An 11687-nucleotide genomic window follows, 5' to 3' on the forward strand; every position below is an offset into this window, starting at 1 on the left:
ACGTTTTCTTACTAAACTAAATTCTATTCTTATAAAATAAACTCCTTCACAAAAATATCCCATAAATTAACCAATTAAAGATAGCATTCGACGACATTTCCATATTTACACCGATTTTTTTTATACATGCTGCTATAAAATAGTAGTTTCTGTAATTCTTTTTCTACTATTGTAGAAGAGTTTTTTCACACACAAAATTCCTTCCCCACATATCCATGTTATAACATGCTTACAAGGAGGGGAATATGCATTACCGCACATTAGGTAAAACTGGAATAACTGTTTCTGAAATAGGTTTTGGCGCATGGGCAATCGGTGGTGATGAATGGGGACCTGTTAACGATAAACAATCTATAACCGCTATAAAAAAAGCAATTGAGTGTGGTGTGAATTTTATTGATACTGCGGATGTGTATGGTTTAGGACATAGTGAAAAGTTGGTAGCTACCGCGATTAAAGGACATCGTAATGATATTATCCTATCAACGAAAGGTGGTTTAATCGGACATCACTACGACCCTAATGGAGTTCCTGTATATGATACTCCCGAAAAAATCATCGCCGTATTCGAAACAAGTTTACAACGTCTTCAAACAGATTATATTGATCTTTATTTTTGTCATATTTGGTGGCATAATCGTAGAGAAACAGAAGCATTTCTACGTGCATTTGACATATTAAAACGTGATGGCAAAGTAAGAGCAGTCGGTGTTTCGACTCATGATTTACAATACATTCATCATTTCAATAACAACAACGAAATTGATATCGTACAACTTGATTACAATATATTAAATCGAAAACCAGAAAAAGATATATTACCATTCTTACAAGAGAAAAATCTAGGAGCTGTTATTCGTGGTCCATTAAAAATGGGCATTTTAACTGGAAAATTCACAAATAAAACAATTTTTCCAGATGGAGATTTACGCAAAGATTGGCCAAATGAAATTTGGTTTCAAGAAGACTTACAAACCGTAGAGAAACTTCGGCTGCTCTCAAATAAAAATCAGACCCTAGGGCAACTTGCACTTCGCTATGTACTCTCTCATCCGGCAGTAAGTGTTGTAATTCCTGGTGCAAAAACAGGAACACAAGCACAAGAAAATGCAAATGCATCTGTTCGCCCTATTTTGAGTGATGAAGAGCTTAACTATATTCATTCAATATAAAAAGCCCAATCCGGGCTTTTTAATTTGGCAAACTAATATCATACTCCATTCGCTTCGCTGTGTCCTCCGCAACATGCACACCTAACAAGTTTTTCACAATATGAAATGCCATATTAATTCCAGCTGAAATTCCGGCAGATGTTATAATATGTCCTTCATCTACAAACTTTACATTTTCTATAACTTCAACATTTTGAAACTCATTTTTAAACTTTTCAATACTAGCCCAATGTGTTGTTGCTTTTAAACCTTCCAGTAAACCTGCTTTCGCCAGTAATAGCGCTCCTGTACAAACTGAAGTCATCAGCTTTACTTCTTTCATTTGTTGGCGAATCCATTTTATTACTATTTCATTTTTTATTTCATATTTTCTAGCACCTAGCCCACCCGGAATTATTAAAATATCCACTGGTGGTAAATTTTCAATACTATAATCTGGCTGTACCTTCAATCCATTCCTTGCTGTAATCATTTCCCCATTCTCGCTAACTGTATAAACAGTAAATGTTTTTTCTTCATTCACCTCAGTTACAGAAAAAACTTCAAATGGCCCTGCAAAGTCTAACACTTCTACTTCATTAAATAAAAATATACCAACACTCCATTTATTCATCATAAGTTCACTTCCTGTTTCAAATGATGTAAAAGGTGATTATATCCTTTTTCTAATGCAATATCATACGCTGTTTTCCCATCATTTTTCTTAATCATCTTATTAGCTCCATTTTTAAGGAGCAACATAATTATTTCTTCATTTCCTAATAATGCTGCTTCGTGGAGTCCTGTCCAGCCACCACTTTGCATAATATTTACATCTGATCCTTTTTCAATTAAGAAAGCGACAAGTTCACTTTGCTTGTTCGCAATTGCCGCTTGCAAAGGTGTATTTTCATTTTCATTTTTCGCTCTACTATGTATATCTGCACCGCTTTCTAAAAGAAAACTCGCTATTTCTTTCTGTCCAAAATAAGCTGCTAAATGAAGTGGTGTCCAGCCATCTTCACTACATTCGTTAACAATGCTTGGACTCGCCTTTATAAACTTCACTACTTTTTCCTTATTACCACTTATAACAGCTTGTGCTATTGATTGTAAATGCTCCATAATAATCTCCCATCCTTCAAAATATTTAAGCATCTCCTTCTACATGTTCTATTAATTATTATATTTTCCTTTTAAAATCTTAAGTTTACATAATAATATTATATATATTACTTTTTTGTGCTTAATGCTGAATAGCAATAATGTTAAAAATACTGCCTTTAAACAATGAAGACCATAATTTCATTAGAGTTACTGAAAAAGCAAGCAAAAAACTATACACATAGTTTTCATCATATTTGTTCATTTGCATAAAATAAAACAGGTAATGTCTATTCTGCTATTCATGCTTTCAACATATCAAATAATATTATTCCAATAAAAAAACAATCCCTTTTTAAAATGGATTGTTTTTTTATTTCTTTTTTATACTGTTTATTTCATTTTTGTATTTTCAATGATGAAATAATTACATTTACAAAAATGAAACGCTACTATCTTAACCCCTCTTATAGTAATTTTTTCGTTTGAAAACAAAAAACACACTTCCACCTTACGATTGAAAAAACATATGTAAAAGTCTCTAAAACAGCTGCCTTATCATACTAATCTATAGCAGTTCTGTCTTCTTCCCTTACCCGTTTCCTTTAACACATACGATTTTAAAACTAGCGCCGTTAATGAATCTGTTAATGTTTTATATGATAAATTTGATAATGCCAATAGATCGTTCGTATATAGCATTCTATGCTTCTCTAATAATAATAGTACTAATCGTTCAGACGGTTTTAATGCCTCATCACTTTCTAGTATAAAGTCTATATTTTTCATTTCTCTAATTATTACTCCTTATATCAAAAAATACTTTAGACGCTTATTTAATATAAAAATAATACATAACAAAATTATAAATATATTAAAATAGCACCATCTAAAAACACTATTATACTATAACATAGAAGTAGTGTTTCCCCAAATAGGAAATGCTTTTTTATATCGCTTATAAGATTCTTGCAAACCTACATAATATTTTGTACCATTACCCACCAAGTTTTCTTCTAATTTCGCTGCTCATCCTGATGTATTTGTAATCAATGAAGTTCTTCTAAATTTATAAACAAATAAAAAACGGTTCGTCTATCATGCCCTAAACATGAATGACAACCGTTTTCCAGCTTCTTCTTAATTAACATGTTCTATCTTAAATATTTCTTGCAATATGCGGCTTACTGTAATGACTTGTTCCACCGCCACCAACTACTACTTTACCGCCTTTTTCGAAAATTAATAATTTACTTGAACCATCTGCAAGAAGCACTATTACTTCAGCATTATTACTTGTTGCTACATAAATTACATAACCACTCTTTGATATACAAGTTTCCCAATTCGAATCAAATTCTGATCTTACTACACGATTTGAATACACTTGATTTTCAATTCTATCTTGTTCTACGTTTTCCAAATTGATTCCTCCCACTTCACTAAAATAGCATTTATAGGAAAATAACAGCCCTATATAAAATAGTAGCCGACTTTAACATAAATAGTATATGTAATTAGTAGGAGAATGCTTGGACAACGAAAACGAAATAGACTTCAAAAATTTCACAATTGAAACTTCTCTTTAATCATTTCCGCTACTTCTTTTGCACTCAAATACGTGTTATTAATTTTTATATACTCTTCTTTTTCAATTTCACCATGAAGAGAGTTTAATCTATGCTTTTTCATCGTTTCTTTCAAATTATTTTCAGACCACTCAATATCTCTTTTTTTCGGTTTATGTTCTAATCTATTCGGGCTTTTATTTCGTTCTAATCTTTCATCTAATTCCGCTTCCAGCTCTACAAAATGCACTGTCCCACCTTTTGATTCAAAAATACTTTCTACATGATGTATATAATCCCAATCCGCTTGGAGGTCAAATGCCCATATATACGTAAAAATCATTCCAGATAAATCACTTTTAGATACTTCTTCAAATATTTCATTACGAAATAAACTTACTAGTCTTTTTGCTTCTTTCGTACTGTAATCAAAAATTGGACTTACTAAATCAATTGTCATGTGGTTATGAAAAAGTTTTAAACCGGTTAATGTTGCTAATTCTTGCCCCACTGTCATTTTTCCAACTGCTTGTGGGCCAAATATTAATATAAGTTTCATTTATTTCCCTCCAATCTTTCTCTATAAACCATTACATAAAATAAAAAATAAGGCAGCCGATTTTAAATCGATTGCCTTATTTTTATTCATAGTTTTAGTTCTATTCTTTTCGCACAGCTTCAAAAGTAATCATTTGATTTGCATTTGACGGTTCTTTTTCATAATCATATTCAGCAGAGCACGTAATATTAGAGAAACCTATACTTTCTAAAAGAAGTTTAAACTCTTCTATTCCATACCAGCGCAGCGCAAAGCGTTGTAGTTCTGTTTGTACTAACTGTCCTTTACTCCACTTTTCATATTTCAAATATGATACAGTAACTTGGTTCAGCCAATCTATTTCAATTGATTTATTTTCTAATGTGATTCCGTCTCCACTCGGCAAAGAGAAAGTCGATGTATGAATTTCCCCAGTCTTCCAGTCATACGGAAGCATAATATCTACGATTAATCGTCCATCTGGATTAAGATGTTCATAAAAACATTTCAATGCATTTATAGAATCCACACGATTTTCAATTAAACAAAAAGATCCAGTAGGAATGATAATTGCGTCATATTTATGCGGAAGTGAAAATTGTTGCAAGCTTCCTTCATATAAATTAGGATGTAAGCCTCTCTCTTTACAGCGCTTACGGCAAGAATCTAGCATTTCAGGTGAATAATCTATCCCATCCACTTTAAAACCAGCCTCTAGAAGCGGAATAATGACACGTCCTGAACCTACTGCGGCTTCGAGGATTCTTCCTCTACAATCTTTTAACCGTTTTTTGTAATACTCAATATCACCATTTAAAGAATAACCGACTGGTTTTGTGTAATCATACAGTTCTGTACAAAGTGTACTATAAAAGCTAAACATTTATTTTCTCCTCCGTTTTTACGTACGGAAGATTTCAATTCAACTAATCTTCCTGCACCTCTGATTTTAATGATATTTCGAAAGAGCTGACTGTCATAATATATCACTCACTTTCCATAGAATATAATGATATTGTATTACATAACCTTCCAATTTGAAATATAAAAATTAAAAATTCAGACTACAAATTAAAGAGCTTACTTTAGTAAGCTCTTTAGAAAAAATATTTATTTCACAATCGGCAATGTCACTTCACTTAATTTCACTGTAAGTTTCGTGCCAGCTTTCGGCCTAATTGTATAATCATAATCACTTGCAATTAAAACAACTCCGATTTGATGCCCCGCTTTAAATACATAATCATCTGGCTGCATGTCCCATGTAAATGTATAATCTTTGCCCGGTTGAATCGCTGTTGAATTTTCTATACTCTTTAAGTTTTGTGGATCCATCCAGCCTCTCGTTACGATTTCCGGCTTCGCTCCTCCATAGTCAACAAGTAATGCTGTTAAATTTGATACAGATCGATCAATATTTCCTGTAATTGAAATCTTTGGTGTACCACTTATACGCGTATCTTTTTGCAGTACAGGCATTGTATATACTAATCGATTTGCTACTTCTAATTCTGGGTTTGCTACTAATTGGTTTGATTTCATTTGTGCATCATCTAAGAATGAGAAAACTTTATTAGCCGCTCCCATACTTAATGGTAAATTGACTGATTTATTACTCAAATACATACGGATTTTTGAAGGTACAGCCGCTGGATCTGGCCAATTTTTTATCTTTTGCCACGTTTTATTTTCTCGTTGCACATCAACCATTGGTTCATCCATAATTCCATTTTCAATTCCGTACAACCAATAATCTAACCATTTATTTTGTGTTTGCTGCCAGTTATTACTTGATGTCCCACCATGACCACCTTGGTGTAGCCACATTTTACGCGGAACATTATTTTCTCCAAGTGCTTCCCACCATTGCGCGAACTGTTTTGTTTTAACATTCCAATCGTTTAAACCATGAACAACAAATACACTCGCTTTTACATTTTTAGCATCTTTTACATAGTTACGTTTATCCCAAAAATCATTATAATTACCTGTTTTTCGGTCTTGTCCAGCCGTTAACTCTTTTATAACTTGTCCGCAAACTTCAGGGTTTTCCCTTGTCAGTACTGCTTCTGCCATATTATCTGTATCTTCCCCTTGATATCCGCCTGGAGCAATGACTGCACCATTTGCACGATAATAATCATACCAACTACTAATTGCTGCGATTGGAATAATTGTTTTTAAACCTTCGACTCCAGTAGTCGCAACAGCATTTGGTAAAGTACCATTATAGGAAACTCCAGTCATACCTACATTTCCTGTAGACCAATTTGCCTGAACTTCCTCACCCTGTTCTGTAAATGCTTTCGCGCGACCGTTTACCCAATCAATAACAGATTTTGTCCCGAGTATCTCTTGTTCATCTCCAGTTGTAGGGCATCCATCTGATTTTCCAGTACCGATACTTTCGCCTAGAATAACTGCATAACCTCTTGGCACGTAATAGTTCCCATACGAACCAAGATTAACCGCTCCATACGGTTTTCCTTCATACGCATACAATTCTTCATCTACATTATATACAGGAACATCTTTTAATCCAGATCGATATGGACTCATTTCATAAATAACAGGAACTTTCACATTCGGATCTGTCTTTGGACGCATAACTTTTATCGATACTCTGTCTTTCTTACCGTCTCGATCACTATCAACTTCTGTCTCTACATATAAATTTTCGATAATAGCTTCATCGAGAGAATAAATCGGTTTTGTCATCCCATTTTCTAATTCAATTTTTGTACTTTTAGTCTCTTCCTTCTTCTCTGCATGCACATCCATAGTAAAGCTAGGTATAATTGTTGCAGATAGCATTGCTGACAGTGTAATTGCCATTTTCTTTTTACTCAAAATGTTCCCTCCCCTTATTCGTTCTCTTTTACTATATAACAAAATAACTGAAAATTCAGTTTTATTTTATATAAAAGTTGAGAAACTCAAAGATTTCTTATTAAGTAAAATTTAATGCAGGTATGAAAGTATTTTCCCACTTCCTCCTTCTTTATAAAGTGAAACTTTAATCAGCCCTCACCAATTGGGCGTTTACGATCAGCAGGGCCACTTCTTTGCTTTCGCTGAATTTTGAGGTGGGGTCTTACTGCCCGGCAAATAGCGGGATAAATAGAGAAAAAGACAACCGATATTTCTATCGCTTGCCTTACATTCCATTTATTATTTTTCTAACTCTTTAAAGGTATCTTTCAAGTCTTTATCAGATACCTTTATATCTGCATTTTTAAGCAGTTCTCTAGTAACTTGTTGATGGAATTGAGGATCTTGTATACGTTGCTGTTCTAATTCTTTACGAATATTCTCTTTCTCTTCCTCATACGGTTTAAGCTCTTTTTTATCCGTTAGCTTAATAATATGATATCCGAAAGAAGATTTAACAGGTTCACTCAATTGACCAACTTCTAACTTATACGCAGCATCCTCAAATTCTTTCACCATCATACCAGGTCCAAATTCAGATAGTTCCCCACCTTTTTCTTTAGAACCTGGATCCTCTGAATATTGTTTAGCCACTGCCGCGAAATCTTCGCCACTATTTAATTTTTCTTTAATTTCTTTTGCTGTCTTTTCATCTTTTACTAAAATATGGCTAACTTGAAGCTTTGGCTTATAATGATCTTTAATATCTTTTTCCGTTACGGTTGCTTTAATAGCTTTTTCAAAAGCAAAAGTAAGCTTTAATTTCTCTTTCAACTGATCTTCATTTTTCACACCATTAGATTCCATATATGTATTAAAATTATCGCCCATCTTGTCTTTTAATTCTTTTAGTTGTTTCGTTACCTCTTCATCCGTAACTTTATATTTATCATTTAATACTTTTTCTACTACCATTTCAGATAAATTCTGTTTACCGTAGTTTTCTTTTAATTTTTTGTTAAAATCACTTTCTGAAATGCTTCCTGATTTTGTCGTTACAATATTATCTGATGAACCACATGCAGATAAAGATAACGTCATCCCCATTAAAATGCTACCAATTACTAATTTCTTTCTTTTCAAATCTGAATACCTCACTTCATTAAATTCAAATATAACTATGTAAATATAACGTTTTCCTGTGAACTTCACGTGAATTTAATGAAAGTAGAACATTTGCTAATTCTCCATCTAATACATCAATTTTGAAAATTATGGTGATTCATCCTGTATCGCTAATCTCTAAAGCTGCAAAAAGGACTAATATTTTCATTAGTCCTTTTTCACATTTATATAAAATTGAATTTCTCCATCTATAGAGGAAACTCCATATTCAAAACCATGCCTTTCTAAAATACTTTTCACTATCGCTAGACCTAATCCTGTACCTGATTTTTCTTTACTACGAGAAGATTCTAGTACGTAAAAAGGCTCCCAAATTTTCTCGATATCCTTAATTTTATCCGTAGGAATGCCATTTTTTATTTGGAAATATATACTTTTATTTCTATCTTCTAATGTAATTATTATGTTTTGATTTGCTGTATATTTTATCGCATTAGAAATTAAATTTTGAAACACCATTCTCATTTTATTTAAATCTGCATAAACGATTGTATCGCCCGTATTACAATTTACTTGTAAGTTAATTTCTTTCGAATCCAGTTCAATCTGATGCTTATCTAATATACTCTGGACCAGTGGTTCAATGGGGAATTCTTCTTTTTGTAAAATATCTCTTTCTAGTTTAGAAAATCGTAATAGTTCTTCAATTAAGTTTGATATTTGATCTGTTTGTTTAATAATTGTATCTACATAAGTCCCATCATCTAATCCATCTTTAATCCCCATAGAGTATGCTTTTACTAATGCGATCGGTGTCTTTAATTCATGCGTTACATCACCCATAAATCGTTTTAAATGTTCATTACGATCAGTTAAGTCTTGATGTGCTTCATGTAGTTTTTCACTCATGATATTAATACTATTGGCCAACTCTCCTATTTCATCATTCGTTTTCACTTTCGTTCTTTTAAACTGCAAATGTGAAATATCCTGAGCCACATCACTTAACTCTTTCAGTGGTGTCGTTATTATTTTTGAAAGTATCCACACAAGTAAAATAATAAGAAGGAGCGAGAAACATAGGATATATAAGTAAAATGTATTTAACGTATTTATAATTTCATTTGAATTCGCAATGGAAGTCCCAATTAAAATTATCGTATCATCTTTCGCAATATATTTAGCAAAAAAACTCGCTTTTACCTTTCCTTGATCGTACAGTTTATTCGATTGCCCTTCCGTCTTCACTTTCATAACTTCGTCTTTCGTAATCCAAAGCTTATTTAACGTTACTTTCTTTTTCGTAAGTTGCATGCGTAACGCGTCGTTCATAGCATCTTCTGACTGATTAATTGGCGTATACGCAATTGTAACATTATTTTCACTTTCAATTGTATGAATAACATCTTCTAAATCATTGACTGGCGCATTTTGTATTTGAGTTGTAAATTCATTTAAGTTTTCACGTGTTTTATAAATATTATATTTCGGCAGGAGAAAGTTAATTAATAATAAAGAAATTGTAAATATAAGAATAACGGTTAAAGAAATGCTGAGAAATAGCTTTTTCCCAAGTTTATTCACTTTGTTCCTCCAAACTATAACCCAGCCCACGATGCGTCTTAATAATATTTTCTCCAATTTTTTTACGCAGCCTTCTTACATGTGTATCAACCGTTCTCTCTTCTCCAAAATAGTCAAATCCCCATACAATGTCTAACAATTTTTTACGAGTTAAAATAGTTCCTTTATGATTTAAAAAGCATTTTATTAATTCGAGCTCTGTTTTTGTAATTTCTAACTCTATATCATTTTTATATACTTTATTTTTGGCGAAATTTATCTTTACATCTTGTACTTGAATAATATCATCATGCTGAATAAGTTTTTTCGCTCGCGTAATTAGTACTCCTGGATGAAATGGTTTTTTCACGTACTCATCTGCCCCGCTTTGAAGCGCAGCTAATTCATCTTCACTTTCACTTTTCGCCGTAAGCATTAATACTTTTACGCTTGAATTCTTTTTTATTTCCTGACAGACAGTAATACCACTATGTTTCGGCATCATCCAATCCAAAATTGCTAAATCAATTTTTTCATCATAAAACATTTGAAGTGCTTCCTCTCCGTCTTTCGCTAATAAAACTTCGAAGCCTTCTTTTTCAAAATAAGCTTTTAAAATTCTTAACATATCTTGTTCGTCATCTGCAATTAAAACTTTCATATTTTTTCCTCCATTGCTTTTAAACAAAAACCAATTGTATCATACAACATCTTTGTTACATGAATGTGACAGAAAAATATTTAAAGCTTTTGAGGGGATAGTAATGGTGAGGTGTTGTACTATGATAAAAAAAATCGGGGTCATTTCTCTTCTTCTATTTCTATTATCAACAAATGCGTTCGCAAATACAAATCAACAAATTGAAGTATTTGATTGTCAAAAAGAAATGGTCATTCAAAAACAATCTTTAGATCCAGTAATCCAAAAAGAAGCAGTTCAATACGCTAAATCAATTACTGGTCCATTTAAAAACTTAAATGTCGTTCCAAAAGATGGCTATATGATAAAAATCCCTTTATCTAAGCCGGTTTCTATTACTAATCAATGGTTACACACTACAATAGACGAAGTACTTATACTACTCCCACTAAAAGAAAAGCCTTATATTATGCTTTATGATGATGAAAATAATCCGCATTTTTATTATGTAAAAGGTAAACCAGGATTATTATTGAAACAAATGAAGGTTAAGTTATAATGTAAGAAAGATCCCACAAATATAATTTGCGGGATCTTTCTTTATCAATTAACAATTTGATTTTCATTTAAAAAATGAATAACCTGTCTTTTATGATGGTTATCATGATCTACAAATTCTTTAATAATATATATAAGAGAATATGGCGTTCCGGTATGAGGGCAATGTGATACTCCATTGGCCGTTAAAGGTTTCTTTAGATTTCCAGCAGATAGGAATCTAAGTTCTTTTACGAGTAACTCTCTTTTAGCTTTTGCTTCTTCAAGAAGTTTCATCTTAGATATACCGGATTTGGCATAACTAGATGCTAGTTTATTATATGTATCAAAATCAGGGAACTCCATTCCCTTCCCATCTCTCACTGATGATAATGTCTCACGTAATAGATAGTCATCCCAGTTCATAATATGAGATATTATTTCGCCAATAGTCCATTTCCCCTCTGATATTGGTGCCACCCCATGCCCATCAACTTAAGAACAAAAATAAAATGAACTTTCGTTCAAAGCAACTAAAAAACTCGTAATGTACTTTTGGTATTGAAAAGTACACACACCAAATAAACTCT

General features: G+C 32.5%; 12 protein-coding genes and 1 pseudogene. 2 read left to right on the forward strand and 11 right to left on the reverse strand.

The window, feature by feature from the left end; genetic code table 11:
• Nucleotides 1-245 precede the first annotated feature (245 nt).
• Nucleotides 246-1172 carry an aldo/keto reductase gene (locus ACS2CR_RS18020; RefSeq protein ID WP_016110146.1) on the forward strand — a complete coding sequence of 309 codons (927 nt, stop codon included), beginning with the start codon at nt 246-248 and terminating at the stop codon, nt 1170-1172.
• A 19-nt stretch (nt 1173-1191) separates the two neighbouring features.
• Here ACS2CR_RS18020 and ACS2CR_RS18025 read toward each other — a convergent pair whose 3' ends face one another.
• The 10 genes from ACS2CR_RS18025 to ACS2CR_RS18070 form a co-directional block, all read right to left on the reverse strand.
• The gene (locus ACS2CR_RS18025; RefSeq protein WP_000981432.1) at nt 1192-1788 is read right to left on the reverse strand and encodes a DJ-1/PfpI family protein; all 597 of its coding nucleotides are present in this window, start codon (nt 1786-1788) and stop codon (nt 1192-1194) included.
• Nucleotides 1785-2276 carry an ankyrin repeat domain-containing protein gene (locus ACS2CR_RS18030; protein WP_000400681.1) on the reverse strand — a complete coding sequence of 164 codons (492 nt, stop codon included), beginning with the start codon at nt 2274-2276 and terminating at the stop codon, nt 1785-1787. Before ACS2CR_RS18030 ends, ACS2CR_RS18025 begins: the two co-directional genes overlap by 4 nt.
• Nucleotides 2277-2813: 537 nt before the next feature.
• The gene (locus ACS2CR_RS18035; protein ID WP_000789031.1) at nt 2814-3044 is read right to left on the reverse strand and encodes a hypothetical protein; all 231 of its coding nucleotides are present in this window, start codon (nt 3042-3044) and stop codon (nt 2814-2816) included.
• 370 nt (nt 3045-3414) lie between these two features.
• The gene (locus ACS2CR_RS18040; RefSeq protein ID WP_000432429.1) at nt 3415-3678 is read right to left on the reverse strand and encodes a hypothetical protein; all 264 of its coding nucleotides are present in this window, start codon (nt 3676-3678) and stop codon (nt 3415-3417) included.
• 143 nt (nt 3679-3821) lie between these two features.
• Entirely contained in the window at nt 3822-4382 is a 561-nt protein-coding gene (locus ACS2CR_RS18045; protein WP_000767061.1) for an AAA family ATPase, read from the reverse strand.
• Nucleotides 4383-4482: 100 nt separating this feature from the next.
• Nucleotides 4483-5244 (reverse strand): class I SAM-dependent methyltransferase, encoded by a 762-nt coding sequence (locus ACS2CR_RS18050; protein ID WP_000490928.1) that lies wholly within the window; start codon nt 5242-5244, stop codon nt 4483-4485.
• 227 nt (nt 5245-5471) lie between these two features.
• Nucleotides 5472-7211: a Xaa-Pro dipeptidyl-peptidase gene (locus ACS2CR_RS18055; protein ID WP_000038300.1), complete on the reverse strand. Its 1740-nt coding sequence runs from the start codon at nt 7209-7211 to the stop codon at nt 5472-5474.
• Between the two features lie 321 nt (nt 7212-7532).
• A complete protein-coding gene (locus ACS2CR_RS18060; RefSeq protein ID WP_002101055.1) occupies nt 7533-8375 on the reverse strand; it encodes a peptidylprolyl isomerase PrsA in 843 nt (280 codons plus the stop codon).
• 189 nt (nt 8376-8564) lie between these two features.
• Entirely contained in the window at nt 8565-9941 is a 1377-nt protein-coding gene (locus ACS2CR_RS18065) for a sensor histidine kinase (RefSeq protein WP_053514321.1), read from the reverse strand.
• Nucleotides 9934-10581 carry a response regulator transcription factor gene (locus ACS2CR_RS18070; RefSeq protein ID WP_000865984.1) on the reverse strand — a complete coding sequence of 216 codons (648 nt, stop codon included), beginning with the start codon at nt 10579-10581 and terminating at the stop codon, nt 9934-9936. The genes ACS2CR_RS18065 and ACS2CR_RS18070 overlap by 8 nt, the downstream gene beginning before the upstream one ends.
• 121 nt (nt 10582-10702) lie before the next feature.
• Between ACS2CR_RS18070 and ACS2CR_RS18075 the strand changes: the two genes are divergently transcribed.
• Nucleotides 10703-11119 carry a hypothetical protein gene (locus tag ACS2CR_RS18075; protein ID WP_000591770.1) on the forward strand — a complete coding sequence of 139 codons (417 nt, stop codon included), beginning with the start codon at nt 10703-10705 and terminating at the stop codon, nt 11117-11119.
• Between the two features lie 44 nt (nt 11120-11163).
• On the opposite strand, the pseudogene ACS2CR_RS18080 reads toward ACS2CR_RS18075, so the two are convergent.
• Nucleotides 11164-11577: pseudogene (locus tag ACS2CR_RS18080) on the reverse strand (DinB family protein); the annotation flags it as partial.
• Between the last annotated feature and the right edge of the window lie 110 nt (nt 11578-11687).

This window comes from Bacillus cereus group sp. BceL291 (assembly GCF_051776705.1).
GTDB classification, from domain to species: domain Bacteria; phylum Bacillota; class Bacilli; order Bacillales; family Bacillaceae_G; genus Bacillus_A; species Bacillus_A cereus.

What these genes read in the sequence shown, in the direction of transcription:
- ACS2CR_RS18045 (WP_000767061.1), bottom strand. Translation starts at nt 4,382, where the DNA reads ATGAAACTTATATTAATATTTGGCCCACAAGCAGTTGGAAAAATGACA.
- ACS2CR_RS18030 (WP_000400681.1), bottom strand. Translation starts at nt 2,276, where the DNA reads ATGGAGCATTTACAATCAATAGCACAAGCTGTTATAAGTGGTAATAAG.
- ACS2CR_RS18050 (WP_000490928.1), bottom strand. Translation starts at nt 5,244, where the DNA reads ATGTTTAGCTTTTATAGTACACTTTGTACAGAACTGTATGATTACACA.
- ACS2CR_RS18070 (WP_000865984.1), bottom strand. Translation starts at nt 10,581, where the DNA reads ATGAAAGTTTTAATTGCAGATGACGAACAAGATATGTTAAGAATTTTA.
- ACS2CR_RS18035 (WP_000789031.1), bottom strand. Translation starts at nt 3,044, where the DNA reads ATGAAAAATATAGACTTTATACTAGAAAGTGATGAGGCATTAAAACCG.
- ACS2CR_RS18020 (WP_016110146.1), top strand. Translation starts at nt 246, where the DNA reads ATGCATTACCGCACATTAGGTAAAACTGGAATAACTGTTTCTGAAATA.
- ACS2CR_RS18075 (WP_000591770.1), top strand. Translation starts at nt 10,703, where the DNA reads ATGATAAAAAAAATCGGGGTCATTTCTCTTCTTCTATTTCTATTATCA.
- ACS2CR_RS18025 (WP_000981432.1), bottom strand. Translation starts at nt 1,788, where the DNA reads ATGATGAATAAATGGAGTGTTGGTATATTTTTATTTAATGAAGTAGAA.